The sequence below is a fragment of the Paenibacillus mangrovi genome, from assembly GCF_022898935.1.
Taxonomy (GTDB): domain Bacteria; phylum Bacillota; class Bacilli; order Paenibacillales; family Paenibacillaceae; genus Paenibacillus_AQ; species Paenibacillus_AQ mangrovi.
The window spans coordinates 822,370-849,114 of record NZ_JALIRP010000001.1; the positions used below are offsets into that span (position 1 = coordinate 822,370).

Annotated in this window: 24 protein-coding genes and 1 pseudogene; 24 read left to right on the forward strand and 1 reads right to left on the reverse strand. The window is 46.5% G+C overall.

Translation table 11 applies throughout. The features are described from left to right. Nucleotides 1-2: 2 nt before the first annotated feature. The 12 genes and pseudogenes from MUG84_RS03750 to MUG84_RS03805 form a co-directional block, all read left to right on the forward strand. On the forward strand, nucleotides 3-974 hold the full coding sequence (locus MUG84_RS03750; RefSeq protein ID WP_244720201.1) for a carbohydrate ABC transporter permease: 972 nt from the start codon (nucleotides 3-5) through the stop codon (nucleotides 972-974). Nucleotides 975-1,167: 193 nt separating this feature from the next. Continuing rightward, nucleotides 1,168-2,289 carry a glycoside hydrolase family 88 protein gene (locus MUG84_RS03755; protein WP_244720204.1) on the forward strand — a complete coding sequence of 374 codons (1,122 nt, stop codon included), beginning with the start codon at nucleotides 1,168-1,170 and terminating at the stop codon, nucleotides 2,287-2,289. A 282-nt stretch (nucleotides 2,290-2,571) separates the two neighbouring features. After that, nucleotides 2,572-2,967, forward strand: a complete 396-nt coding sequence (locus tag MUG84_RS03760) for a VOC family protein (RefSeq protein WP_244720222.1) — start codon at nucleotides 2,572-2,574, stop codon at nucleotides 2,965-2,967. Nucleotides 2,968-2,995: 28 nt separating this feature from the next. After that, nucleotides 2,996-3,523, forward strand: coding sequence for a GNAT family N-acetyltransferase (locus MUG84_RS03765; protein ID WP_342346089.1), 528 nt, complete (start codon nucleotides 2,996-2,998; stop codon nucleotides 3,521-3,523). 83 nt (nucleotides 3,524-3,606) lie between these two features. Then, nucleotides 3,607-4,074, forward strand: a complete 468-nt coding sequence (locus MUG84_RS03770) for a DUF4830 domain-containing protein (RefSeq protein ID WP_244720226.1) — start codon at nucleotides 3,607-3,609, stop codon at nucleotides 4,072-4,074. A gap of 75 nt (nucleotides 4,075-4,149) precedes the next feature. Then, nucleotides 4,150-4,581: a GNAT family N-acetyltransferase gene (locus tag MUG84_RS03775; protein ID WP_244720229.1), complete on the forward strand. Its 432-nt coding sequence runs from the start codon at nucleotides 4,150-4,152 to the stop codon at nucleotides 4,579-4,581. Between the two features lie 84 nt (nucleotides 4,582-4,665). Then, nucleotides 4,666-5,286, forward strand: a complete 621-nt coding sequence (gene lepB / locus MUG84_RS03780) for a signal peptidase I (protein WP_244720232.1) — start codon at nucleotides 4,666-4,668, stop codon at nucleotides 5,284-5,286. Between the two features lie 60 nt (nucleotides 5,287-5,346). Continuing rightward, on the forward strand, nucleotides 5,347-5,865 hold the full coding sequence (locus MUG84_RS03785; RefSeq protein WP_244720237.1) for a DUF6886 family protein: 519 nt from the start codon (nucleotides 5,347-5,349) through the stop codon (nucleotides 5,863-5,865). 368 nt (nucleotides 5,866-6,233) lie between these two features. Further along, complete coding sequence (locus MUG84_RS03790; protein WP_244720270.1) at nucleotides 6,234-6,935, forward strand: ABC transporter ATP-binding protein; 702 nt, start codon at nucleotides 6,234-6,236, stop codon at nucleotides 6,933-6,935. Nucleotides 6,936-6,949: 14 nt separating this feature from the next. Beyond that, on the forward strand, nucleotides 6,950-8,467 hold the full coding sequence (locus tag MUG84_RS03795; RefSeq protein ID WP_244720273.1) for an ABC transporter permease: 1,518 nt from the start codon (nucleotides 6,950-6,952) through the stop codon (nucleotides 8,465-8,467). Further along, complete coding sequence (locus MUG84_RS03800) at nucleotides 8,388-10,256, forward strand: ABC transporter permease (protein ID WP_244720277.1); 1,869 nt, start codon at nucleotides 8,388-8,390, stop codon at nucleotides 10,254-10,256. The genes MUG84_RS03795 and MUG84_RS03800 overlap by 80 nt, the downstream gene beginning before the upstream one ends. Nucleotides 10,257-10,364: 108 nt before the next feature. After that, a pseudogene (locus tag MUG84_RS03805) lies at nucleotides 10,365-10,553 on the forward strand (alanine:cation symporter family protein); the annotation flags it as partial. 315 nt (nucleotides 10,554-10,868) lie between these two features. On the opposite strand, the gene MUG84_RS03810 reads toward MUG84_RS03805, so the two are convergent. Beyond that, entirely contained in the window at nucleotides 10,869-12,323 is a 1,455-nt protein-coding gene (locus MUG84_RS03810) for an ATP-binding protein (protein ID WP_244720280.1), read from the reverse strand. A 182-nt stretch (nucleotides 12,324-12,505) separates the two neighbouring features. Between MUG84_RS03810 and MUG84_RS03815 the strand changes: the two genes are divergently transcribed. From MUG84_RS03815 to MUG84_RS03870, 12 genes are all read left to right on the forward strand, one after another. After that, nucleotides 12,506-12,961 (forward strand): RidA family protein, encoded by a 456-nt coding sequence (locus tag MUG84_RS03815; RefSeq protein ID WP_244720283.1) that lies wholly within the window; start codon nucleotides 12,506-12,508, stop codon nucleotides 12,959-12,961. Between the two features lie 89 nt (nucleotides 12,962-13,050). Continuing rightward, a complete protein-coding gene (locus MUG84_RS03820; protein ID WP_244720286.1) occupies nucleotides 13,051-13,671 on the forward strand; it encodes a histidine phosphatase family protein in 621 nt (206 codons plus the stop codon). 173 nt (nucleotides 13,672-13,844) lie between these two features. After that, nucleotides 13,845-16,163 (forward strand): AraC family transcriptional regulator, encoded by a 2,319-nt coding sequence (locus tag MUG84_RS03825; protein ID WP_244720289.1) that lies wholly within the window; start codon nucleotides 13,845-13,847, stop codon nucleotides 16,161-16,163. A 199-nt stretch (nucleotides 16,164-16,362) separates the two neighbouring features. Continuing rightward, complete coding sequence (locus MUG84_RS03830; protein ID WP_342346091.1) at nucleotides 16,363-17,235, forward strand: ABC transporter permease; 873 nt, start codon at nucleotides 16,363-16,365, stop codon at nucleotides 17,233-17,235. A gap of 16 nt (nucleotides 17,236-17,251) precedes the next feature. Continuing rightward, nucleotides 17,252-18,148: a carbohydrate ABC transporter permease gene (locus tag MUG84_RS03835; protein WP_244720296.1), complete on the forward strand. Its 897-nt coding sequence runs from the start codon at nucleotides 17,252-17,254 to the stop codon at nucleotides 18,146-18,148. A gap of 51 nt (nucleotides 18,149-18,199) precedes the next feature. After that, entirely contained in the window at nucleotides 18,200-19,879 is a 1,680-nt protein-coding gene (locus tag MUG84_RS03840; protein WP_244720299.1) for an ABC transporter substrate-binding protein, read from the forward strand. 32 nt (nucleotides 19,880-19,911) lie between these two features. Continuing rightward, a complete protein-coding gene (locus MUG84_RS03845) occupies nucleotides 19,912-21,192 on the forward strand; it encodes an alpha-L-fucosidase (protein WP_244720946.1) in 1,281 nt (426 codons plus the stop codon). Between the two features lie 191 nt (nucleotides 21,193-21,383). Beyond that, nucleotides 21,384-23,183: a pyruvate kinase gene (locus tag MUG84_RS03850; protein WP_244720302.1), complete on the forward strand. Its 1,800-nt coding sequence runs from the start codon at nucleotides 21,384-21,386 to the stop codon at nucleotides 23,181-23,183. Between the two features lie 214 nt (nucleotides 23,184-23,397). Continuing rightward, nucleotides 23,398-24,030, forward strand: a complete 633-nt coding sequence (locus MUG84_RS03855) for a sterol desaturase family protein (protein ID WP_244720305.1) — start codon at nucleotides 23,398-23,400, stop codon at nucleotides 24,028-24,030. 152 nt (nucleotides 24,031-24,182) lie between these two features. Then, nucleotides 24,183-24,914: a glycosyltransferase family 2 protein gene (locus MUG84_RS03860; RefSeq protein ID WP_244720309.1), complete on the forward strand. Its 732-nt coding sequence runs from the start codon at nucleotides 24,183-24,185 to the stop codon at nucleotides 24,912-24,914. Nucleotides 24,915-24,917: 3 nt separating this feature from the next. Beyond that, complete coding sequence (locus MUG84_RS03865; protein ID WP_280521128.1) at nucleotides 24,918-25,646, forward strand: glycosyltransferase family 2 protein; 729 nt, start codon at nucleotides 24,918-24,920, stop codon at nucleotides 25,644-25,646. A 204-nt stretch (nucleotides 25,647-25,850) separates the two neighbouring features. Beyond that, a complete protein-coding gene (locus MUG84_RS03870; RefSeq protein ID WP_244720331.1) occupies nucleotides 25,851-26,732 on the forward strand; it encodes a class I SAM-dependent methyltransferase in 882 nt (293 codons plus the stop codon). Nucleotides 26,733-26,745 lie beyond the last annotated feature (13 nt).

Genomic DNA, 26,745 nt, shown 5'->3' on the forward strand with positions numbered 1-26,745 from the left:
AGATGTCCGACATCGTGATGCGGATCAAGCGGCACATCCAGGTGTATCAACCTCCGATGAAGAAGTTTTTGTTCGGAATGCAGATTAGCGACGGTATGGTTTACAAAGCGGCTACCTATCTCGTATTAACCATATTCGGGTTCATATTCCTGTATCCGCTGCTCTATATGCTTTCGACGAGCTTGATGTCTAACCTGGACTTGGTCGACAACACCGTGGAGTGGCTGCCAACCTCGCTGTATACCTTTAACTATGAAGCAACATGGAAGGCATTGAAAATGCCAGGCTCTTACGTAACGACGATTCTATTGGCGGGGGCATCCACGCTCAGTGTCATTCTCTCTTCCGCGTTGGTGGGGTATGGATTGGCGCGCTTCCACTTTCCGGGGAAAAAGCTTGTCTTTGCCTTGCTGCTGTTTACTTTCATCGTTCCGAAAGCGTTATTCTTTATCCCGAAATTTCAGATTTTCATGCAGCTCGGTCTGAAAGGGAATCTTGGAGCGCTTGTTGTCCCTGCATTAACCGGGCAAGGGGAGCAGGCAGCGCTCTTTATCCTCATCTTCTATCAGTTCTTCAGAATGATCCCGAAGGTGCTGGAGGAGGCTGCATGTATCGATGGAGCGGGAGCGATTCGGACGTTTTGGAATATCGCGATTCCCATGGTCGGTCCGGCATTTATTATCGTGGGCGTATATGGTTTTTCAATCTACTGGAATGAAACGTTCCTGACTTCCTTTTATTTAGATGGTAAAATTCAGACGGTCCCTATGCTCCTTGGAAATTTGCAGGAGTCCTTCGGCGGCGTCGTTGCAGCGAGTAAGAAAGAAGTCGGAAACAATCCGAACTGGAGTTTTTCGGAGGCCAAAGCTTTTGCAGGGACGATTCTGTCGATTGCGCCGCTAGCGATCTTGTATCTAATCGTGCAGAGATGGTTCGTTCAAAGCATTGATAAGACAGGGATTACCGGAGAATAGAAATCGAACGAAAACCTACCGAAGGCGGTGGCCTTATGCGGTGGGTTTTCGCGTGTTTATAGGTTTAAGAAAGGACCTACGGGGAATCGGCATGACGCCAAGTAAATTTACCTCTTGGAATTAGACCACGAACGGGGACATGAAGGTATAATACCTAGAACTGTAGAATATTGGATCAAGGAGGGTGATGAACATGTGGAAAAATGCTATTGAAGATGCGATGCTGAAGATCAAGCAGAATATTATCAATCATCCAGGAAAGCTGCCTCATATTACTGAGGGGCAGCGTTACAAGTGGGGCGATAATAATGATTGGATTGAGGGATTCTACACGGGGATGATGTGGCTTGCTTATGAATACGGGGAAGACCCGTTCTATAAGGAAGCTGCAGAGTCATTTCTTGCTAACTTTAAGGATCGCTTAGACCATCATATCGCATTGGATCATCATGATATCGGCTTCCTGTACTCCTTGTCAGCCGTCGCGCAGTGGCGCGTAACCGGGAGCGAGGAGGCTCGAGCGCTGGCGTTGCAAGCGGCTGAACGGCTTGCTGCGCGCTGGAGACCGCAGATGGGGATGATTCAGGCATGGGGCAAAGAAGGAGATCCGAAGAACGGGGGGCGTATCATCGTCGATTGCCTCATGAACCTCCCTCTTCTGTTCTGGGCGCATAAGCAGACAGGCGATTCCACCTATTATGATATTGCTCTGAAGCATGCTCTCAAAAGTCAGAAATTCCTTGTTCGCGGCGATGGTTCATCATATCATACGTTCTATTTCAATACTGAAAATGGAGATGCGCTGCACGGCGGAACCCATCAAGGATACCAAGATGGATCAACATGGACGCGGGGGCAAGCTTGGGGCATTTATGGCTTTGCATTAGCATATCGCTATACGAAGCTGGATACCTTCTTGGATACCTCCAAACGGTTAGCCCGGTATTTCATCGAAAGATTACCAGAGGATCATGTTGTGTATTGGGACTTCGATGTACCTGTTGAAGAGGGAACGCCTCGAGACAGTTCCGCTTCTGCCATCGTGGCATGCGGGTTGTTAGAGCTTCTCGAACTTATGGATCAGGAGGATCCGGACCGGGAGATGTTCGGAGAAGCGCTTCAAGCTAGCATGAAATCTTTGGTCAATGGATATGCAACTACTGATCTTCCAGAGGCAGAAGGATTGCTGAAGCATGGTTCGTATCACGTTAGAGGAAATTCGGGGCCTGATGATTATATGATCTGGGGAGATTATTATTATCTAGAGGCTTTGGTTCGACTAAGTAAGGGAATCAAGGGATATTGGTACGAATAAAAAAAGGTGCTAGAAGCGGTTTGGAACGCGATACTCATTTCTCCATGTTCAAACATATGGGTTTAATCAAGGACCTGGCCATCGGCCAGGTTTTTTGGCTTCCTGTTATTATGATGGTCAACATCAAGGGGAAAGGTTCCTCTGATCTGGAAATAAAGGTATAATTTATGTAGGGAAAGAGGGGTGACTGGGCCATCGATTTTTTTGCTCGGAGAAATTACCAGGCCGCATGAAGAGACGGGCTGTTGTATCTATTCATATGACTTTGAGGAGGTTGTTCAGTTGTCAAATGGACGCATTTTAGGAATTGCCTATAACGTTATTCCGGTGTCAGATGTAGAACAGGCGGCGGCCTGGTATGTGAAGCACTTTGGATTCAATGTAAGGCATCCGCGGGAAGGTTCTGTAAGCTTGTTCCGGGACAACCGTCCGATCCTCGTTCTCATTCAAAGCGAAAACGACTCAAGAGCGACCTTTGAAGTGAATAACCGAAAGAGATGGGTCACCACCTTTTTCACGAATGATATAGAGTCTTTGCATGCCGATCTGAAGTCGGAGGGAGTCCAGGTTGGAAATATAGCGGATGAAGGGAAATACGGCAAGTTTTTTGTGCTGGAAGATCCGGATGGCAATTTATTTGATGTGTGGGAGAATCATGACTGTGAACTCATCTATTAAAAAGAAAATACTATGAAGGGGCATTGGTATGAGCATGAAGATGAACATTCGCACAGAAACAGCAGCAGATTATGAACAGGTAGCCAAAGTTCTTTTTCATGCATTCGGCGACCGTGAGGATGAATCCGAATTAGTGAAAAAAATCCGGAAGTCGGCTACTTTTGTGCCTGAGCTTTCGCTGGTTGCAGAACGGGATCATGAAATCCTAGGCCATATTTTGTTAAGCAAAGCGGAAGTGGTAGACGAGGGCAGTAGTCATGAAGTCATTGCACTCGCTCCTCTAGCTGTCAGTCCTGATCATCAAAAGCAAGGCATTGGCAGGCGGTTAATCCAGGAAGGGCTGGAGCGTTGTCAGAAACTCGGGCTTGATCTGGTCTTATTGATAGGCCACCCCGAATATTACCCTAAATTTGGATTTAAGCCGGCGCGACCGTACGGACTGGAACTGAAACAATTTGATGTGCCGGATGATGTGTTCATGGTTTGCGAGCTGCAGGACGGAGCACTGAATCGGATTAAGGGTGAATTGCGGTATCCTAGGGTGTTTTTGGAGTAGATTCCTTTAGCAAGAGTATTCCCTTTGATATTCAGTAGTTTTTTCATTGATGTACACAGTTCGCAGGTAGTTCGGAGGCTATTATGAAAACAAAATGGATGGTTTTCCTGATTCTCCTGCTTTGCGTTACGGGATGCAAAGGCAGTGATACAAGCGAACAAGTGATAGTCTTCAACAAAGACCATACCCGCTATTTGGAACAATATGGCTGGAGCATCGATCGATTTGCATCTGAAACCAAGTATGCTCCGGGGACGCTTGCATCCTTTCGCGAACATCTGAAAGAGATGACGGACAAAGGCAAGCTGGACATTAGTGCTTATGTTAATCAAGAAGTTGTTGAAACAGGTTATGTCCTTCGTGAAACTACGCCCGGTTACAATCTGATTACTGCTTATATTCTTGAAAGCGACGGTAAATGGATCGGAAGCTATTTGGTTTTTAGCCATGAAACACTGGACGAGAACGGAAACTACCAAACGGATATTAGTTCTACAGATGAAATGATTAATTCAAGTGAAGTTGCCGGTTTGCATCCAAAAAAGAAATAAAAAGCGATAAGGTGATTCGACGCATCCCTGCTCGAAGAGCTATTTTCAAAAATACGTAATTAAGGAGTTCACCTTATGATCCCAGAAGGTTATACCGTAGTAGAGAAAGTACCTCAGCTTGATACGTATGTCCGGCTTTGCACCGCGGTTGGATGGGAGGTTGTCATGAATTTCAACGCGGCGGAGCAATCGTTACAAAAATCCCTTTTTGGCGTGACGGTGCTGCATGGAAATGAAGTCGTCGGCATGGGCCGAATCGTTGGAGACGGAGCGATTTACTTCTATATACAAGACATCGTCGTCACGCCCGAACATCAAAACAAGGGACTTGGAAAGGTTATTTTGGAATCGATTACCGCTTATCTACGAGAGTATGCGCCGGAAAAGGCGTTCGTCGGACTTTTTTCTTCCCAAGGGAAAGAAAGCTTTTATCGGCAGTTCGGTTTTAACCAGCATGAGGGCATGACTGGAATGTTTGGTGTGATGCATGATGGTGAGATCTGGTGAAAAATGATTCGAGGTGATCATATGAGAAAATTGCTAATGATCGCAGTACTCACAATGATTGTGTTAACAGGATGCAATTCTGGAGTGAATCAACCGATTACAGATGATTTTACCAAGCCGGAATTACAAATCATTTCAATGAAAAGCGGTTATCTGCCCTACCATCATCAATACGATAATATGGATCGAGGTCATCATGATTTTGAAAATCAAACCACAGTCATTGATCCTAATTACTATGAAAATCATCCATTCAAGCGCGGTGACATTGTTTTTTTTATGAATCCGGACTTCGACCACGATAAATATCCATCGGTCCGTCTCGAAGAGATGAGTATTTCAAGAATTGTGGCGCTGCCGGGAGAGACTATTGCAATCAAAGCAGGCCAAATTTATATCAATGACCGCAAGCTGGATTCATTTTATGGCATAGCCCGTCGGTTAGGATCGGATGCAGATGCCCTGAAAAAAAGTCTTGAGGACCAGAATGATCGTTTAGATGATGTAATGAAACAGAACATCCAAAATATGATCCGCATGCTGGAGTCAGAGCAATTGGAGCCCACCAAGATTCAGGAAGGGCAGGTATTCGTGGTAGGAGACGATTGGTTCAGGAGCTTTGACAGCAGGAATTTCGGTCCCTTGCCAGTGAAGGCGATTCATGGAAAAGTACTTGGATATTTAGAAAATCCTTCTTCACACTAAAAGTTCATGTTCATAATACGAGTGTTGATCGGTTGTGAAGGAAAGTCTTAGGGAGGACGCATGAAGTTATACCATTTTAGCGAGGAAGAAAATATCGAGGTATTTCATCCACGGGTCAAGGCCAACCGGACGGATATGCCGCCTGTGGTGTGGGCCATCGACGAAGCGCATCAATTCACGTTTTTCGTTCCGAGGAACTGTCCCCGCATTGTGTATACAAGACATGAAGGGATCACTGAGGAAGACGAAATCCGTTTTTTTGGAAATACGTCGGCCCAGATCGTGTTGACGCTGGAAAATCGCTGGTACATAAAAATCATTGAAACCACGCTTTACAGGTATGAGCTACCGCCGGAATCCTTTGAGCTTTTCGATGAGACAGCCGGTTATTTTATTTCCAGGGAAATGGTAAAACCAGTCGAAAAAACGGTTATCCGAGGCGGCCTTGAGCGATTGCTCGATATGGGAATCGACGTACGGTTTACTCCGGATCTTTATCCGTTAAGAGAGGCGCTTCTAAACTCATCGGTTAAGGATTTTGGCATTCACCGATTCGAGCATGCAATTCCATTGTTTTAACCTGACCACCTGAGAAGAAAACGTGAAGACCCATAACCTATGTTTGAAGAGAGTGCATGTTTAAAAGAAAACCTAATGTTGGAGCCATCGGAAATAGCCCCTGACTGAGCCAGGGGTTATTTTTTTATTAGTGGCTTTAGCCAGTTGAGCACGCGAAGCGTGGGAAACAAAAAAACCACCAACTATGCGGGTAATTTTTATTTGCTCCTTCCCCATTTATTTCTGCGGTGAATTCGAATATTCTGTGTCATTTCTCCTTGCGGCGACAGTGTATTTTTATTCACTGATTTGTTTATGCTACACTGGTTTAATACACATAGGAACAAAAGGTACCATGGGATAACATGACAGACGGGGAGTTGACGAACATGGCATTTGTGACGATTAAAGACGAATATAAACGATATCAGATGGGTGAGACGATCATCGTGGCAAATGACGGGATCAATCTTGAGATTGAGAAAGGGGAGTTCGCGATCATTGTCGGACCGAGCGGCGCCGGGAAGTCAACGGTGTTAAATATACTCGGCGGCATGGATACGGCCGATGAAGGCCAGGTGCTGGTAGACGATACGGATATTGCCCGGTTTAACAGCAAGGAATTGACGGGATACCGCCGCAATGATGTCGGATTCGTATTTCAATTCTATAATCTTGTGCCTAACTTGACTACGAAAGAGAATGTCGAGCTGGCGTCGCAGATCTCACCGAGGGCACTGGACGCGGAACAGGTGTTAAGGGACGTAGGGTTAGGCGAACGGCTGAACAACTTCCCGGCACAGCTGTCTGGCGGTGAGCAGCAGCGCGTAGCGATTGCAAGAGCCCTTGCCAAACAGCCTAAATTACTGCTATGCGACGAACCGACAGGAGCTCTGGACTATAATACGGGAAAACAAGTGTTGAAGCTGCTCCAGGATACCTGCCGAAATACAGGGACAACAGTCATTGTCATTACGCATAATTCTGCGTTGGCGCCGATGGCAGACCGAGTGATCGAGATCAACAATGCCAAGGTTCGTAAAATGACGAAAAATCCGAATCCGATCTCGGTCGATGACATCGAGTGGTAAGGAGCTAGAACATCATGAAGAAAAAAGCGCTATGGAGCGATATCTTCCGGGAAATCTGGCGCACGAAAGCAAGGTTCCTGTCCATTTTTGCGATTATTATGCTGGGTGTCGGATTCTTCGCCGGGATTAAGGCGACAGGACCTGATATGCTGGATACGGCAGATCATTATTTCAAAGACCAGAATCTGATGGATATCAAGGTCCAATCAACGTATGGTCTGAATGAACGGGATATTGCAATGTTGAAGCAGGTTCCAGATGTGTTGAACGTACAGCCTGCATACAGCGGGGATACCTTCCTGGGTGATAGTGGGCTGATTGCCAAGGTATTCTCGTATCATGCAGAAGATCCGTTGAACCATTATGTGGTTGTTGAAGGCCGAATGCCTGAAAAATCGGGCGAAATCGCGATCGATGCGAGTGAGCGGGGCAGCCGGTTTAAGGTAGGCGACACGATTACGTTTACGAACCCGGACGCCAAGACCGACCTTGAAGATACGTTCCGTACCTTGGAATACAAAGTAGTGGGTATCGTCAAAAGCCCGCAGTTCATCAGCAGCATGGGTCGGGGGGCGAGCAGCATCGGCAAAGGAACGGCTGATGTATTCGCCGTCATACCGGACCAAGATTTTAAGCTGTCGGTCTACACAGAAGCCTATATGAGTTTCAAGGACACAGCCGAGCTGGCGCCTTACACGGCTGCGTACGATGCGAAGATTGATGAGCATACCAAAGCTGTAGAACAAGCCTTGGCCTCACGGCCGGAAGAACGTCTCGCGGAGGTTCGTGTCGAGGGACAAGCGAAGCTGGATGAAGCACAGCAGAAGATAGACGATGCCAATCAGAAATTAGCTGATGCGAACCAAAAATTGACCGATGCTAGACAAAAGCTGGATCAAGGCGAACGAGGCTACAAAGCGGGCGTAGACAAGCTTCAATCTGAGACCGCTAAAGGTCAGGCAAAGCTGGATGCAGCGGCTCGGGACATCGCGAAGGGTAAGGCAGAAATCCAGCGTAACCAGCAGACGTTAGCGGATGGGCAAGATCAGCTTCAAGCTGGTCAAGCCCAATTGGATGAGCAGAAGAAAACGTTGGAGCCAAAGCTTGCCCAAGGTCATGAGCTGGTGAAGTCGCTGCTCCAAGTCTCCACGATGCAGCCCGCAGCGATTCCTGAGGCTCAGCAAAGCCAGCTTCAGGCGGCAGCTCAATCGGCTGATCCGGAGCTCGGCAAAGCTGTAGCCGGATTCATGCAAGGTGCGGTTGATGGAGAGACTTTGCAGCATGCTGCTACTTCCTTCGAACAAGGCTTGAACCAAGCTTCTCAGCAGTTGACGAATGCGCAGCAGGAGTTAGATGCAAAGAAGAAGCAGCTAGAAGCCGGTACTCAGCAGCTGAAAGCGGCGGAGAAGAAGCTCATGCAAGGCGAAGCGGAGTGGGCGCGGAACAGCCGATTTGGCAGCTGCCAAGCAGGAAGGAGAAGCACGGTTAGCCAAGGCGAAAACAGAGCTTGCGCAGGGACAAGCCGAGTATGAAAAAGGGCTGAATAAGTACCAGAAAGAGAAGAAAGATGCAGACCAGAAGATTGCGAATGGCGAGAAGCAGCTGGCTGAAGGGAAGGATGAACTGAACAACCTCAAGCTGCCTAAATTCTATGTCATGGATCGGAGCGTCAACCCGGGCTACACCGAATATAGCGATAACGCGGATCGTCTGGCAGCGATTGCGACGGTTTTCCCAGCATTCTTCTTCCTGATTGCAGCGCTGGTCAGTCTGACGACGATGACTCGGATGGTTGAAGAGCAGCGATTGCAGATCGGAACGCTCAAGGCATTAGGCTACAGCAACATGGATGTGATGAAGAAATTTCTGGTCTACTCTACGCTAGCTAGTATTACGGCATCGGCGGCGGGTCTCGCGATAGGATTTACGTTATTTCCAGAGATTATTTATAACGCCTACAGTACGTTGTATAACTTGCCTGACGTACGGACCAGCTTCTATATGAGTTATAGTATCATCTCGGTGCTCGTGGCCGTGCTCTGTACAACGCTGACCGCTTCGATTGCTGTCCGGTTTGAGCTGAAGAGTAACGCATCCGTGCTTATGCGCCCGAGAGCACCGAAGAGCGGATCGCGTATTCTGCTGGAGCGCATAGATGTCATCTGGCGGCGTCTCAGCTTTATTGGGAAAGTCACGGCGCGCAACCTGTTCCGCTACAAGCAGCGGATGTTCATGACGGTATGCGGTGTTGCCGGTTGTACAGCATTAATTCTAACCGGGTTCGGGCTGAAGGATTCCATCGCAGATATTGCGCCGCTCCAGTACGGCAAGATTATGAAATATAACGCGGCGGTCGTCTTCCAAGACGATAGCAGCAAGAAGGCGTTTGAGGAATACAACAAACTTATCGCCGATACCCCTGAGATCACAGGTCAATTGAATGTTACGCAGGAGGTTATGTTGGCAAAAAAGAAAGGAGTTAACAATCAGGACGTGAACCTGTTCATCCCAGAACAGGCAGATGCACTGAATGACTTCGTTGCATTGAAGGAACGTGGGCAGGAGAAGGTTATTCCATTGCCGAGCGATGGGGTGATTGTATCGGAGAAGTTAGCTAAGTTATTCGATCTGCATGCGGGCAGTACACTAACAGTTCAGAATAAGAACAATGAGTCGTTTGATCTGAAAGTCGAGGGGATCACCGAGAACTACACGATGCACTATGTATATATGACTCCGCAATACTATGAGCAAGTCTTCGGGAAACCGGCCGTGGTGAATATGCAGCTTCTCACATTCAATAAGGTAGATCCTGCATGGGAAGATCAGTTCAGCGAACGGCTAACCGCAAATCCGCGTGTCGCGATGGTCAGCTTCACGAGCGGTGTAAGCGATGCGTTCAACGATACGATGGACAGCATGAATGTCGTTGTGGTGGTGCTGATCATTTCTGCTGCGGCACTGGCTTTCGTCGTCTTGTACAACTTGACCAATATCAATGTATCGGAGCGAATTCGGGAGCTGTCAACGATCAAGGTGCTCGGGTTCTATGATAAGGAAGTCACCATGTACATTTACCGTGAGAATATGATTCTAACGGTGCTGGGCATTATCGTGGGCAATTTGCTCGGTGTGCTGTTGCATCGATTCGTGCTTCAGACGGCAGAAATGGACGAGATGATGTTCAGTCGAACCATTCATGCGATTAGTTATGGATATGCGGCAGCATTAACCTTGTTATTCTCAGGGATTGTCATGGTGTCGATGCACTACAAGCTGAAGCATATCGATATGATTGAAGCGTTAAAATCGGTAGAATAGCACTGACCTAGTTGTTGGAAATTATAACTAAATGATCAAACTCCCTTGTATTTAAGATCTGCAATGTTGTCCCCAGAGTCAAATCCTCGGATTTGGCTCTTTTTCATGTTATGTCTGATGTTATTTGCTTTTACTATTCTAGGTTGGAATTATTTCGGTGAGCGCTATATAACTTATTTGTTTGGCGTGAAATCCATTTTGCCGTACCGGATTGTATTTATTCTCTCGATTGCTTTCGGGGCGTTCGAGACACGGCGTTATTTGCGGCATGTGAAGAGTCAAAAGTTATATAAATAGCGCAAGGTTGACGTAGACACGTTTGAATTGTTTTCTTAGCAGGAAAACAAGATATAGCTCTGGATAAGCTATATGTGAAAGAATATGAAAACCCCTTTAGGGGTAGCAAAAGAGGTAAAGGCATAGTGGCTTGAACAACTGAAAGCCAGCGCCTTTAGACGCTAGCCAGAGACAAAGGTTTATAACCGCAGAGAAAACACCCGTTAGACGGATGGTTTTGATTATTTAAATCATTAAGTGTGAAAATATGGAGCATGAAGTGAACTTGGTATATCATTGGAATATGTAAAAAAATGACAGAGACTAGTATGTTCCTCAATCCTCAGGTTTGCTGATTTTGGGCAGTTTCACTGTAAACGTGGTTCCTTGTTCCGGGACGCTTTCAATCTGGATGGAGCCGCTGTGGTTATGAATTATATTTTGCGTAATCATGTAGCCAAGTCCGGTTCCGGTCTCTTTGGTTGTAAAAAACGGTTGACCCAGCTTCTGAATTTGTTCCGATGTCATCCCGATGCCCTCATCCTCTACACTGATTAGCACTTCTTGATCATTGGAATCGACGCTTACATATATCGTTCCGGTGGAACTCATGGCATCTATGCCATTTCTAAGCAAGTTGATAAATACCTGTTTCAGCTGATTAATTTCCCCCATAATCCACAGGGGAGCGTCTGGACCGTTAAATATGATTTCGATATTTTTTAATGCCGACTGCACTTTCATTAAGGTAATCACCTGGTCCAAAATAGGAAGAACGTTTAAAGGCTTGCTTGTGTGATTACGTTGAGGCTTGGATAAGACAAGCAGTTCGTTCACAATAAGCTCTATTCGTTTAAGCTCGGATTCGATAATATCGAAATAGGTTTCGCTGCTTTGCTTGGAGGATCTCATCAGCTTCATGAACCCATTGATGGAGGTAAGCGGATTGCGGATTTCGTGGGCAATGCCCGCAGCCAACTGTCCGGCCATGGTCAGCCTTTCAGACTGCATCATATATTCCTCTTTTTCCCGCTGTTCCGTAACATCCATGAATACTCCAATGGCTGCCGTTTCCCCTTCATAACTTAAGATAAGTGTAAAACCATCCACAAGCTTTTGCTGTCCATCCAGGCAGTTGATCAGATACGTGATAGGGTGGAGCAATTGGTGTTCCGCAAAGCTTCTTCTTCGTTCCTTTAATGCTTCGTGATAGGAGATGTCCACCACCGTATCTGTGGAGATCCCGAGAACTTCACTTTTTTCCTTGGCGTTAACCAGCCTAAGTGCTGCTGGATTAACGTATTGCACAACTCCTTTTTTGGTGATCAGGACTGCGAGCGGCATTTTCTCCAAAAGCTGTTGGTATGAATTCTGTATGTCACGTAAAATATTTTCAGTCATATGCAGCTTCGACTCCAATTCGGACCTCCGGGTGTGATCTTCGAATTGCGCCAGATAATGCACGGGCATTGAATCATCATTATGTATGATTGTCAGATGGATGGTCACCTGAAGCTGTCGTCCATCTCTACACTGTATTGACTGCTCTATGGAAACGTATGCAAGATGCTCTGATTGAAGAGATTCGCCGTATTTTACTATCACAGACAGCATATGCTGATAAAAAATATCCAGTTGAGCGGTGGAACCTTGTTCGTGCTGCGAGTGTCCCAAAAGATCACATAGTGCGGAATTGATCTTTATAAAAGTACCGTGAAGTGAGATGTAAGCCATTCCAAGAACGGCATGCTGAAAAATAGGATCATAATTTTGGACATAATCACGTAGCACCGAAAATCTCCTTTCTTTTTCTAGTTTATCTGTCGGATTAACCATATTATAATCATGTTGAGTAATGGTCTTCAAGCTTTTCCATGAAAGGTTTTTATTGGGATTCAGTCGAATATATCAATTTTATGATGACATACTAGAAATTTCATTTCTATTCCATTTGAGAGAAAGGAGCATCTGACATGTCAGATAGCATTGAAGAGAGGCTGAAATCACTTGGTATCGTTCTTCCGGAGGTTAGCTTGCCAGCGGCGAAATATGTTAACGATGTCATCGTGAACGGGCTGATGTTTGTTTCAGGCAAAGGCCCGGCAGGACATCCGAGAGGGAAGCTTGGAAGCGACTTTTCTACGGAGGAAGGGTATCAGTTCGCCCGCAGCACCGGACTTGAAATTTTGGCGGTTGTTAAATCGGCACTCGGAACGCTGGATAAGGTGAAACGAGTCGTGAAAATACAAGGCTTCGTGAACGCGCAGCCCTTTTATGAGGAGCATCACAAAGTGCTGAACGGCTGCTCGGATCTGTTCATAGAAGTCTTTGAAGAAAAGGGGAGCCATGCCCGTTCCGTGTTTGGAGCAGGCTCACTCAGGGATAATCTGCCGATCATCATTGATTCGATTTTTGAAGTGGAAGAGTAGGCATAAGCAAGCGCAGACGTTGACTTGGATGGAACCACTAAACGGCGGGATGATCCGGTTTGTGGTTTTTTCTTTAGAGCGGAAAAATAATGAAGGTGGCGAAGAAGCTGCAAACCGTGGTTTATATGGTCAGGCATGCGGAATCTCAGTATGTACCGGGCCTGGAACGAGAAAGAGGATTATCCGATAGGGGCTGTGAGGATGCGTTAAAAGTAAAGGATATCTTTCGTTCCGAAATAATTGATGTCTTCTTTTCAAGTGCCTATCGAAGAGCCCTTCAAACGCTGGAAGCCGTGGCCCGTGAAGCCGGCAGAGGGATCACCCTTATTGAGGATTTACGTGAAAGAACACTGGCTTCAGATGATTTTCATGTACCCAGCGAGGATTTTTTCAGCTGTAAAAAACGGCTCTACGAGGATTTTGAATATGCTCTTCCGGGAGGAGAATCAAGCTCGGAAGCACAGAGCAGAGGTGTTCAGGCGTTTCTGCGGCTGCTTGACGCGCATCAGAACAATACAATCGTAGTCGGCACCCATGGAGATATCATGACGCTCATCATGAACTATTTTGACCCAGCTTATGATTTTGAATTTTGGAGATCGACGTCCATGCCTGATATTTATAAACTGACATTTGAAACCAATAGATTAATCGAAGTTGCGAGATGCTGGGCGGTTCCTGGGCAGGATGAGGGGACATTGGAGATGTAGTAAAGATGCTGCGCCGGATGCTGTGATCCGGGCAGCTTTTTTTGCATATGGGAAGTATAGCGCCGCCGTTCACAAGGGAGTTTTCGTATGAGTCTATCGGATGAAGACGTTGGTTCGCATCTCTGATATAATTTGGATTTATGTTGTAAACAATGCCAAAGGGTGGGATTTGTTTGAGGAAAGCATCTGGGGAACGTGCAACGCTGATTTTTCGCTTTTTTGTGCCTTATGCGCTGATTTTGCTGGGCTCTTTGCTTGTGGGATGGTTCGCTTATCATAAAACCTCGACTCTGGTGGAGACGGAAACGATGAAAAGCAATGCTGCGGCACTCGGGCAGATCCGGGAAGCACTGGACCGGCGTTTTGCCGAAGTGGAGACGATTGCCGAGCAAATGTCCAGCGAATCCAAAGTCCAGTCTTTTCAATTCGTGAAAGACCCGTTTCAGAATACGAATACTTACCGATTGTGGTCTCTGGAAAAAAGCCTGTTTGATTACCGTATGTCGAACCATTTTATCGTTGATTATTATATTGCTTATAAAAGCAGCGGCATGTTTATATCCCCCCGCAAGGTATACAATGCACGTCAATTTTACAGTCTGCAACTTCATTATGACGACATGTCCTATGACGAATGGTACGCGCAGTTGTTCAAGCAATATTATTATAAAACCTACAAGCCCGGGTTGCCTGTTACATATGAAGGTAAACCGTATTCGGTGGTCAGTTATATGCAGTCCTTCGGTACGAGAGACAGCGGCGGTGTGATTACTGTATTGATCAACAACAAGCAGATTCAAGAGATGCTGCAGCGCATCGACTCGGAGCAGGGCGGCTTTGCCTACGTGGCCGACCAGAACGGAATCCTGATCAGTCATGTTGGGCTGGAACCAGAGTCTATTGATTTGAAAGCGCTTCACGTTGGGGAAGGATTCTCCCGAATCGATTGGCAAGGAAAAAGAATGCTGATTACGCAAACAACCTCTAGCTATAACGGATGGACTTACGTGTCTGCCAAGCCGGAAGCCGTTGTACTGGAAAAAGCCAATTATATCAAAGAACTCACGTTAACGGTGTTCATTTTGGCTTTAATCGCCGGACTTTTCGTTGCAGCCTTTCTGGCTTACCGGAGCAGCCGGCCGGTGTTTAAGATGCTCCAGCTCCTACCGCTTGGCGCTGGCGACCGAGGGAAGCGTCCGCTAGGCAATCTGATGGATGATATCCGCAGTTCCGTATCCGCTCTTGTGGAGAGTCATGATGCCCTGAACAGCCGACTGGAAGCCCAGATGCCGCTGCTGCGGAACGTTTTCTTTGACCGCTTGCTCCAAGGGGGATTCACATCGGTGGAGGAAGTAGAAGCAGCGATGGAGCATTCCCGGGTTGAGCTGCGTGGAAGTTTTCTGAGCGTCGCAGTCATTCAGCTGCGAGGTTATCTTGCGCCATACAACGAGGAAATGCTGATGGAGCTGGACATCGTGAAGCTGCAAATTCAGGATGTCGTTTCCAGGATCAGCACGGAGGAAGAGATTGAGGCGCAGGTGCATGATTTAGGAGAAAACAAACTGGCTCTGCTCCTTCATGGCGGAGGAGAGCAGCCCGCAGATTTCATGGAGAAAATGAAACCGCTGCTGATCAAGCTGTATGGCGTATTGAAGGAAACCAGCAACGCCGGACTTTTACTAGCCATCGGCACCTGCCAGACGAGACTGACAGAGGTGTACCGTTCGTACGGGGAGGCTGAGTTTCTCCTGCTGCATGCAGCTTGGAGTGACCAGCAGCCTGTTTTATTTTACGACGATGCCGAAGTGCCTGTTCCTGCTTATTTTTATCCGTCAGATGTAGAGCAACGGTTGATTCAGCTGGTAAAGTCAGGCAACAAACCGGAAACGTTGCGCCTGATGGAGCAGATCAGAGAGAAGAACGGAGGGAATCTTCAGGTACCTGCCGTTGCCCAGAGACTGCTTGCCCAGGAACTATGCGGGACACTAATGAAATGCTGCGAGCCATCGGGCTCAGGGGAGGACCCATTAACCGAGGAAGTGGAAGTGGTACTGAAGGCTTCCGACCCGGCGCTGCCACCTTCTGAAGCTATTCATTTGCTGTTTCAAACGCTGCTGCGGTTATGTCGGAAGTATGAGGAAAGCAAACGAAGCCACAATAATTCGCTTGCGGGTAAACTGATCGAATATATTGACCGTCATTTCTCGGATCCGGATTTGAGTCTTTCCGTATTGGCCGGAGAAGCACGGACATCCGAGGCGTATGTGTCGTTTTTTTTCAAAGAACAGACCGGCATGAACTTTTCAGACTATCTGGAGAATGTCCGCATGGAGGAGGCGAGGCGTTTGCTCATTCACAGCGGTAAGCCCGTCAGCGAGATTGCGGCCTTGACCGGATATCTGTCACTCAACACGTTCAGCCGGGCGTTTAAGCGCGCGAATAGCATCAGCGCAACGGAGTTCCGGAAGGAAAACCAGGTGCGTGAAGCTTGATTTTATGTCTATTTCTAAAGAAAAGAATAATGACTGAAATCGGAATAAAGCGCTTTCTAAAGCAGGGAATAATGTTTAAAACATGCAGATTTACCGTACGAAGGACTTTCCCCTATACTTCAGTCAACGGCCGGAATACAAAACGATATAGGGGGTGACTGGGCTGAATCTTTGGAAGGATATCAGACGCAGTTGGCAGTTGTACGCACTGTTTGCTTTGCCGCTGCTGTACATCATCATATTTAAATACATGCCGATGTACGGGGCACAGATCGCATTCAAAGAGTTTAACGTTATTAAAGGCATTGGGGGCAGCCCGTGGGTTGGATTTGCGCAGTTTGAACGTTTTTTTCATTCGCATGAATTCTGGAGATTGCTGCGGAATACGCTTGTCATCAGTTTTTATACCCTACTGGCGAGCTTTCCGTTTCCGATTATCCTGGCACTCGGGCTGAACTATGTGAAGAACCGGCGCTTTAAAAATACGGTCCAAATGATCACCTACGCGCCGTATTTCATTTCCCTGGTTGTCCTGGTGGGCCTTCTGCTGCAGTTCCTTGATCCGCGGACAGGGATGATTAATACGATGCTGGGCTGGTTTGGTCTCGGACCGTATCATTTCATGGCGCAGGCCTCCTGGTTCAAATCGATTTATGTATGGTCTCATATTTGGCAGAATACGGGGTTTGCCTGCATCATCTATCTGGCTGCGCTATCCGGCATTGATCCTGCGCTGCATGAGGCGGCTGTTATGGATGGTGCGACCAAAGTTCAGCGGATGCGGCATATCGACATACCGGGCATTCTGCCCATCGCGGTCATTCTGCTGATCCTAAATACCGGGCAAATGCTGGAAACTGGCTTCGAGAAAATTTTGCTGATGCAGAATGCGCTGAATTTGCGTTCATCGGAAGTCATCGATACTTACGTTTACAAAGTGGGGATCGTGTCGCAGGCTATGAATTTCTCCTATGCGACAGCGATCGGCTTGTTCAAATCGGTGATCGGCTTTATACTGCTGATTATCGTGAACCAGACAGCCAAGCAATTAAAGCAGGAAAGCTTATGGTAGAAAGGCGGCGGAAACCTTGCGCAAACCGAAAATGAAAGAGGCCGGCTCTGACCGTCTGTTTACAATCGTAAATTACTCGGTGCTGACACTCATCATGATTATCGTGCTGTATCCTCTTGTGTATGTTGTAAGCGCTTCATTCAGTTCGAGCAGCGCCGTCCTGTCTGGACGGGTGTGGCTCTGGCCGATTGAACCGACGCTGGATGGATACCGGGCCGTTTTCAAGAACGGCATGGTGGTCCGGGGTTTTATGAACACCTTGTTCTATACCGTGGCAGGTACGGGAATCAATCTGCTGTTTACGATTATGGCGGCATATCCGCTGTCCAGAAAAGATTTCCGTGGTCGCAATGTGTTTATGCTTCTGTTCGTATTCACCATGATGTTTAACGGGGGGCTTATCCCATCATATTTGCTCGTTAAAAATCTCGGCATGATCGACACCGTATGGTCCATGCTAATACCTGCCGCCCTATCGGTATGGAATGTCATTATTATGCGCACTTATTTTCAAACGACGATACCGGGGGAGCTGCTTGAAGCGTCCCAACTGGACGGATGTACGGATTTCCGTTTTCTGCTCCGGATCGTATTGCCCTTGTCCGGGCCGATCCTGGCGGTTATTGCATTGTTTTATGCCGTGGGGCATTGGAATCAATATTTCAACGCCATGATATTCCTGAAACGGGCGGACTTGTATCCGCTGCAGTTGATCCTTCGGGATATTCTCGTTCAGAACGAGATCAACATCGATATGCTGGGTGATGCTAAAACGGCCGCTGCGCGGCAGGGGCTTCGAGAGCTCCTTAAATATTCGCTGATTGTAGTGACTTCGGTTCCGCTTTTAGTGGTGTACCCATTCGTTCAGAAGTTTTTTGTAAAAGGCGTGATGATCGGTTCGCTGAAGGGCTGATAGCTGATCAGTCAATCTTTTTATTAATTTGAAAAATCATGGAGGGTTGTTATGTACAAGAAAGCCAGAAAGATCGCAGGTCTGGTTATGGCTGTCAGCTTGCTGCTTGCAGGCTGCTCCGGCGGAACGAAAGAAGGCAGCGGGGACAAAAAAGAGAAGAAGGAACCCGCAGCGACAACAGTCGAACTATCGGCACCAGGGACGTATCCGCTCGTTAAAGAAAAAACGACGCTTAAGATCATGGTGCGCGGCAATCCGCTAGTAGAAAATTTCGAAACGAACGAGTTTACCAAATGGTATGAGGAAAAGACCAATGTCCATATCGAATGGGAGGTCGTTCCGGAACAAAGCATGCAGGAGAAACTGAATCTGGTACTGGCCAGCGAAGATTATCCCGATGTTATCATGGGTCTGAATGTAACTCCTACCCAGCAGATGATTTACGGCTCCCAGGGCGCGTTCCTACCGCTGAATGATTTAATCGAGAAGCAGGGCACGCAAACGAAGAAAATGTTTCAGGATAATCCCGAAATCAAAGACATGGTCACTGCGATCGATGGAAACATCTACGCATTACCTGAAGTCAATGACTGCTATCACTGCTCTATGAGCCAGAAAATGTGGATCTACGAGCCATGGCTGAAGAAGCTGGGCCTCGAAATGCCGAAGACAACGGATGATTTTTACAATGTTTTGAAAGCATTCAAGGAGAAAGATCCGAATGGAAACGGGAAAAAGGATGAAATCCCGCTGTCTCTTTCTCCGAAGTCCTGGCGTTCTTCCATCGACGCATTCCTGATGAACTCTTTCATATATAATCCGATTTACGGATCCAGCAACAAGCATATGTATATTAAGGATGGCAAGCTCGATGTGGCTTACAATAAACCGGAGTGGCGCGAAGGTCTCCGTTATCTTAATAAGCTGTACAAAGAAGGGCTGATTTCTCCTGAATCCTTTACCCAGGACGATAACCAGTTGATCCAGCAGGGGGAGAACCCGGATACGGTGATTTTGGGAGCCTCCACAGGTGGACACGAAGGGGTATTTACACAGTTAATGGGTGATAGCGGCCGTTGGAAGGAATATAAAGCGGTGCCCCCATTAAAAGGACCGGAAGGCGTGCAATATGCCGCTGTGGATACGACGGCTTTGACGCCAGGATCTTTTATCATCACCAAAAAAGCTAAAAATCCAGAGCTTGCGCTTCGTTGGGCCGACGGATTGTACGAAAAGGAAATGTCGCTCCGCAGCGTGTACGGACGACCGGATCAGGAATGGCGCGACGCTAAGGAAGGCGAAATTGGCATCAATGGCAAGCCTGCCGTATGGTCGGAGCTGAAATCTTACGGTACGGTACAGAACGTAAACTGGGCACAAACCGGTCCGGCACTGCGTACGAACGATTTCAGATTATCCGCCGTCGCAAAAGGTGACGACGATTTAGAGGTAATTCTATATAACGAGACGAAGAATAACTATGAGCCGTATAAGCCGAAGGATGTCAGCACGGTGCCGCCGCTGTTCCTGACGAATGAACAGGCGTCCGAAGTGGCCGATCTGGCCAAGACGATCAATGACTATGTGGATGAAATGATTGCCCGTTTTGTCATTGGCGATGCGAGTCTGGATACGGAATGGGACAGCTACGTCAGTCAGTTGGACAATATGAACCTGGAGCGTTACCTGGAAATCTACCAGACGGCTTATGATGCGAAAAACAAAAAATAACCAGCGAAACGGAGGTTTTGCCAGCCATGAAGATGAATCCACGTTTTGAAAGAACACTTCCTCTGATGAACGACCGCTTTGGCTTGTTCATTCATTGGGGCTTGTACGCCATTCCTGCCAGAGGCGAATGGGTACGGAGCGGGGAGCGGATCACCAATGAAGAATACCAGACTTATTTCGATGAATTTAATCCGGTGCTGTATGATCCGCGCAGTTGGGCAAAAGCCGCTAAGGCAGCAGGACAGCGCTATGCAGTGTTGACTACTAAGCATCATGATGGCTTTTGCCTCTTCGACAGCCAGCTGACGGATTACAAGGCAACCAACACGCCAGCAGGCCGGGATTTGATCCGCGAGTATGTGGATGCTTTCCGTGAAGAGGGTATCAAAGTTGGATTTTATTATTCCTTGATCGATTGGTATCATGACGATTATCCGGCATACGGCGACCGCCAACATCCGATGCGTGCGAACGAATCTTTTAAGAATAAAGAGATGGATTTCGACCGTTATCTGGACTATATGCACGGTCAAGTGCGGGAGCTGCTGACTAATTACGGTAAAATCGATATCATGTGGTTCGACTTTTCGTATGATGACATGACCGGCGAGAAATGGCGGGCAACCGAGCTGATCCAGATGATCCGCTCCCTGCAGCCGGACATCGTGATTGACAACCGTCTTGGCGGCAACATTATGGCGGAGGAGCCGGAAGTCTACGCAGGAGATTTCTTCTCTCCGGAGCAAATTATTCCGCCTGAAGGCATCGTGAACTCGGCCGGCGAAGCCATTCCGTGGGAGGCCTGCATTACGCTCAACGATCACTGGGGATACCATTCCACCGACCGGAATTATAAATCGCCCCGTCAGGTTGTCCGTGCGATGGTGGAATGCGTCAGCAAAAACGGCAATCTGCTCTTGAATGTGGGACCGGATGCCAAAGGCGAAATTCCGGAAGAGTCGCTGGATATTCTGGCAGCCGTCGGGAAGTGGCTTCACCGCAATGGAGACAGTATATACGGCTGCGGTATCGCTGAGCTGCCTAAACCGGAGTGGGGGCGCTACACTCAGCGCGGCAACAAGCTCTATGCCCATGTGTTCGACCGGGGCATCGGGCCGATCTACTTCCAAGGCTTGAAAGGCAGAATCAAAAAAGCCCGTTTGCTGTCAGACGGCAGCGAGCTTCATGTGCAGACACCTTGGATGGCGGATCAGTACTCCGATACCGAGAGCGGGGCATTTATCCATATCGCCGGCGGGGATCTGCCGGATGAGCTCGATACGGTCATTGAGCTGGAGCTCGTGGAAGACTAAGACTTGAACATAGAATGCGGCTTTCAAGGTGAAACCTGAAAGCCGCATTTTTGTAAGCGGTATATTTCGTGTCACTCCCTTCGTCAGGATTTCAGCGCAATATGTAACTTTCGTTCTAGGGGCACGGGCCATTATATAAAATGATTAGAGGCCGACAATTTTGCCTAGTATCCCAAAGGAGTGAATTGCTCGTGCAGCCAAGTTCTGATACTCACATAGCACAAGAAGTCTGGACACTTTACCAACAAGTACTTAAAGAAGCTTCGGCTCTTGTTTTGAATAAAGATTACCCTTCCCCATATCATCGATTTAGCGCGTATAATTTAGCGGCATATCTTGCCTATAAAAAGAATACAAGTCGTGAATTTCTACAAGCTCTTCGTTCGCAAGGGCTTTGTTTAAGTTCCAGGGAACATGTCATACAAAGCCTTCAGATCATTTGTTCCAATATGGGACTAATCTCTGCTGTTAATCGCATCGAAAATCCCCACGCTTTGACCCAAAAAAGGAAAGAAGATGTTTTCGGAACGAGGACGCATCCAGAAACGCCTCACATTATGCTAACCCTCGACGCCAAAATGATTTCATCCACCATAATTGAACAATTATTATTAAACGGTATGACCATTGCCCGAATTAATTGTGCCTATGATGATCCATCCACTTGGGACAAAATGATCGAATCGATCCGCCATGCCGAAGCTCGGCTGCAAGCTCAAGGACTGTATGAGAGTCAGCATTGTCGAATTTATATGGATCTGGCTGGTCCCAAAATCCGGATAAACATCTTGAACCAAGTCGCACAGCCGCTCGTAATACAGATCCCCCAAAAAGGTATCGACCCATCTACTCAAGCCAAAAAGGGCCTAATCCGTACAAATGCACAAGCATCTCAGTTACTACAAAATAATTCATATGATTTTGTTATTGACGTCCAGTCTCATGAAAGAATGCACCTCTTAACGGCCGGGGATAAACTGATATGTTTGGATTCACGCCATGTAAAAAGAGAGTTTCTCATTACGAAGGTGATCCATTCCGGATTTGAAGTCATCCTTGAGAAGACTGCCTATATTGACGATAGTACAATTCTACAAAGCATCAAGCATAAAGTATGGCTTCAAGTCACCAACATGGAAACGATTGCTGCTCCATTGCAGGTGCGAAAATCCGACCGAATCAAGCTGCTGTTAAAAGAAAATTCAGAGGGTGGATTTTCTATAGACCATAAGATACCCTGCATTACCGTGAATCTGCCGGAGGCTTTTGCGAATGTGAAGAAAGGGCACACCGTGTTTATCGATGATGGGAAGATCCAGGGTGTTGTTACAGCTTGCCATGATGATGAAGTTGAGATCGAAATCACTTCCCCTGAAACAGAGATCATAATTAGAGACAGCAAAGGAATAAATCTACCAGATACCCCGGTTGGATTAACCGTACCCTCGTTGACCGCAAAAGATGAGAAGGACTTGGAATTTATTGCTCAGCGGGCTGATATGGTTGGAATCTCTTTCGTCCATAGCCCGAATGATTTACAAAGACTAAAGAGGCTTTTGCATATTTACCATCGTGAGAACTTTCCAGTCATCGCCAAGATCGAAACCAAAGAAGCGGTAAGCCATTTTTCCAGCATCCTGCAGGAGGGACTAACCTTTCCCTACTTTGGAGTCATGGTGGCCCGTGGGGACCTCGCGATCAATGCAGGCTTTTCACAAATGCCGATTATTCAGGAAGAAATTTTGTCCCTATGCCGCGCCGCGCATACACCTGTTATTTTGGCAACACAAGTGCTGGATACTCTAGCGAAGAAAGGAGTGCCTTCAAGATCGGAGTTAGCAGACCTATCGCTGGGAAGCGAGTTTGATTGCGTTATGCTAAACAAAGGCCCATTTATTACGGAAGCGGTAAAATTTTTGCAGGATACCTTGTTATTAATATCTGAAGTGAAGGCTTATAACGCATCGATTACACGTGTTATGCGTACATAAATACCTGCAATCGAATACACTCAGCTGTACCCAAAAGAACAGGAGTCTAAGTATAGATAGATTTCTGTTCTTATGTTTGCGGCCCCCCTCTTACATATCTGGAATATTCCGTTGTATAATTATGGTAATACCACAGCTCGAATATTATAAAGAGCGAAGAGTTTGATTTTGTGGAGAAATCGTCAGGAATAATAAAGAAGGAGGCCTTTAACACATGAAAGCCAAATATTTAAAAGAGTATTTCTTCTTTCCGGATATCCTCATCATGAGCGTTCTCTTTCTTGTTAGTTTTGGTTTTATGATTCCTCACCTCACTTCGATATCCATTTGGATCGCATTCGTTGTCGGGATGATTGCTTATTCCATCGTTGAATATCTTACCCATCGATTCCTTTTTCACATTAAGACGCCGAAGAGTCCTTTTTTACTCAACATTGTTAAGCGCTTACACTATGATCATCATGCCAATCCGAATGACCTCAGCCTATTGTTTCTCCCGGTTTGGTACTCATTACCTAACATGGCGATCGCTGCTGTCGTTGCTTACTTGATTACTTCAAGTCTCGTGATTACGAATGCTTTTATCGCTGGGATCATGATATTCTTATTATTCTACGAATGGACGCACTATATAGCGCATCGTCCTATTAACCCCATCTCTTCTTGGGGACGTTGGATGAAGAAGGTTCACTTATGGCATCACTTTAAAAATGAAAATTACTGGTACGGTGTGACCAACCCGGTGTATGATCTGGCCTTAGGAACCTTTAAGGACAAAAACAAAGTTGAACTTAGTCCAACCGCCAGGGATCTTGAAAAACGGGGTAAACAGAATATTCAATTGTGATCAGCCATTAAACAATCCATATGACAAGCAAGCCTTGAGCGTTTCAAGGGTTGCTTGTTTTTCATACCATTTAGTAATATGCCGTTCCTCTTATCTTCCATTTACATATTGTGAGATAGAATCTATCGACACGAATAAAAAGGGGTGATCCTATGGGGTCCGGCACAAAAAGCTCTATGAAGATGTCAGGCGTGTCTATTATTACCTGTACGAATCGGCGAGGTTTCCTAAAAAACTTGATTCAAAATTACATCATACAAAACCATCCCAAGAAAGAACTCATCATTATTGTCAACAACGACAAGATACCCTTAGCGCCCTACGAGCGATTAGCTAGTGACCTTCCCAATGTAAGAGTTTTCCGCAAACCTGAAAAGAACTCGCTCGGTGCCTGTTTAAACTTTGCCGTCAAGCAAACAAAATACGACTACATCGCCAAGTTCGATGATGATGATTATTACGCCCCCGATTATTTGCAGGAATGCCTGCTAACCTTTCAAAAAACAAATGCCGATGTGATAGGCAAGCGGGCCCATTATATGTATTTGGAGGGCTCAAAGACGATGATCCTTCGCTTCTCGCAAGCTGAGAATAAACCCGCTGCGAAACTTCCAGGTGCGACGCTTGTGATGAAACGGCATGTATTCAATAAGGTTCAGTTTCCGAATAAAAACGTAGGGGAAGATGATCTTTTTTGCATACGATGCAAGAAGAAGGGGTTCCACGTTTATTCCGGAGGAAAATTCAATTTTGTCGCCATACGCCGCAAAAATTCATCTGGCCATACATGGATTATCAGTGATAAAGAGCTGATTAAGTACCATAAGGTAATTCCAAACGTTAATAATTACAGAGAATTTGTAATGAAAACCTCGAGGTATTAAGTGATGGTAAAGCCTAAGCCCTCTCCTGTTCAGCATGGTGTTTCTATTATTACTTGTACGAAAAGACGATACTGCATGGACAATCTTTTTCATAGTTACAGCAGACAGAATTATAGGAATAAAGAGCTGATCGTCATTCTGAATAACAACGAGCTTAAGGAAAGCGAATATATACGAGCTGCTAAACGATATAAAAACGTCAGAATCATCAGCTTACCGGAACGCGTATCACTCGGCAGCTGCCTTAATTATGGAGTTCAATTATCAAAATATAATCACATTGCCAAATTCGATGATGACGATTATTATGCTCCGGGCTATTTAACCGACAGTATGCGAATCATGTCAAAGACAAGTGCCGATATCGTAGGAAAACGTGCGCACTTTATGTACCTAAACGGTAGAAAGCAGCTCCTGTATCGTTACTCTAAGAAGGTTAATCAATATGTCCCCCTTGTTCAAGGAGCTACCTTGCTCGTAAAAAAGCGCGTATTCAACAAGGTGCAGTTTCCGAGCCGAAATCGAAGCGAATGCGTCATATTTTGTTCCAAAAGTCTGGCTAAAGGCTATAAGATTTATGCAGGAAATCCATTTCACTTTGCTGCCATTCGCAGAAGTCATTCCAAGGATCATACCTGGATCGTAAGCGATCAGAAGTTATTGCAAAATGCTAGAGTGCTAAAAGTGGACAACTTTAGGCGATTTGTAAGTAAGGATAAGGATTCGTCTTAGCGAAGATACCATCAATGCCAGGACTCGATTCAAAGTTGTTTGCCGCAACCTTTCGGGTCCTATTTCTTTTTAGGGCCGCCGCTGTACCAAAGGATTTTACAAAAATCTCAGCTTTAAAATGAAGGAAATCTTCCTATATTCCGCCAAATTTAGTATAGAGTATATAAGTTTGAAATCGATATATAAATAGGAGGCTGATCGAAGATGGCGGAGACCATGTGGGATGAGCAGTTCGGATACTTAGCTTCGACCCGCGGGCTATATTACAATGACGATTACCTGGAATTTTTGGTAAGAACGGTGTGGAAAATGGACAAGCCGCTGCGGATTGTGGACTACGGCTGCGGTTTCGGCTACTTGGGGCTTAAGCTGCTGCCTCTTCTTCCCGAAGGCTCCACGTATACCGGTATGGACAGCTCGCCAGAGCTTATCAAGCAGGCGGAAGAGATATTTGCCAAGCTGCCCTATGAAGTGAACTTCATTCTTACGGATATTACCCGAAATACAGTAGAACAACAATATGATGTCGCTGTTTGTCATGCCTTTTTGCTGCATATGGAGGAGCCTGTCGCCATGCTGCAAAAGATGGTTGCAAGCGTAGTGAACGGCGGCAGAATCATATGCTTTGAACCGCACTGGATTATGAATATGGCAGGTTATAGTTATGAGGCTCATGGGATGGCTGAACTGGTCCCTCTAGGATCGCTGCAGAAGCTGTACGAGTGGAAGAGGGAGCGTGAGGGGAAGGACGGCAACATTGGGATTAGGCTTCCCTTTTATTTCAGTCAGCTTGGACTGAAGCAGATTGAGTGCAGAGTCAGTGATAAGGTCAATTTTCTGAATCCCGCAGAAGAGATGACCGAGAGCGAGGATCTGTATGCAAAACTAAAGGCGGAGGGCATAGGCCATCCGCCAAACAATAATCAGGATGAGTGGGCTCAGTCATTAATCAAACGCGGACTTACATCAGATGAAGCTCATCGGCAATATGAAGCGGAGCATCGGATGTCACAGCTGTTTCGTCCTGAATCGTGTTTTGCTTACGCGCCTGGAATGAAGATTACATTTGGTACCGTAAGCCGATGATCCATAGTAGTTG

Bases quoted from the DNA above. Each gene is read 5' to 3' on its own strand.
- MUG84_RS03750 (WP_244720201.1), top strand. From the start codon at position 3: ATGTCCGACATCGTGATGCGGATCAAGCGGCACATCCAGGTGTATCAA.
- MUG84_RS03755 (WP_244720204.1), top strand. From the start codon at position 1,168: ATGTGGAAAAATGCTATTGAAGATGCGATGCTGAAGATCAAGCAGAAT.
- MUG84_RS03765 (WP_342346089.1), top strand. From the start codon at position 2,996: ATGAGCATGAAGATGAACATTCGCACAGAAACAGCAGCAGATTATGAA.
- MUG84_RS03770 (WP_244720226.1), top strand. From the start codon at position 3,607: ATGAAAACAAAATGGATGGTTTTCCTGATTCTCCTGCTTTGCGTTACG.
- MUG84_RS03775 (WP_244720229.1), top strand. From the start codon at position 4,150: ATGATCCCAGAAGGTTATACCGTAGTAGAGAAAGTACCTCAGCTTGAT.
- MUG84_RS03785 (WP_244720237.1), top strand. From the start codon at position 5,347: ATGAAGTTATACCATTTTAGCGAGGAAGAAAATATCGAGGTATTTCAT.
- MUG84_RS03790 (WP_244720270.1), top strand. From the start codon at position 6,234: ATGGCATTTGTGACGATTAAAGACGAATATAAACGATATCAGATGGGT.
- MUG84_RS03795 (WP_244720273.1), top strand. From the start codon at position 6,950: ATGAAGAAAAAAGCGCTATGGAGCGATATCTTCCGGGAAATCTGGCGC.
- MUG84_RS03815 (WP_244720283.1), top strand. From the start codon at position 12,506: ATGTCAGATAGCATTGAAGAGAGGCTGAAATCACTTGGTATCGTTCTT.
- MUG84_RS03820 (WP_244720286.1), top strand. From the start codon at position 13,051: ATGAAGGTGGCGAAGAAGCTGCAAACCGTGGTTTATATGGTCAGGCAT.
- MUG84_RS03840 (WP_244720299.1), top strand. From the start codon at position 18,200: ATGTACAAGAAAGCCAGAAAGATCGCAGGTCTGGTTATGGCTGTCAGC.
- MUG84_RS03845 (WP_244720946.1), top strand. From the start codon at position 19,912: ATGAATCCACGTTTTGAAAGAACACTTCCTCTGATGAACGACCGCTTT.
- MUG84_RS03855 (WP_244720305.1), top strand. From the start codon at position 23,398: ATGAAAGCCAAATATTTAAAAGAGTATTTCTTCTTTCCGGATATCCTC.
- MUG84_RS03860 (WP_244720309.1), top strand. From the start codon at position 24,183: ATGGGGTCCGGCACAAAAAGCTCTATGAAGATGTCAGGCGTGTCTATT.
- MUG84_RS03865 (WP_280521128.1), top strand. From the start codon at position 24,918: ATGGTAAAGCCTAAGCCCTCTCCTGTTCAGCATGGTGTTTCTATTATT.
- MUG84_RS03870 (WP_244720331.1), top strand. From the start codon at position 25,851: ATGGCGGAGACCATGTGGGATGAGCAGTTCGGATACTTAGCTTCGACC.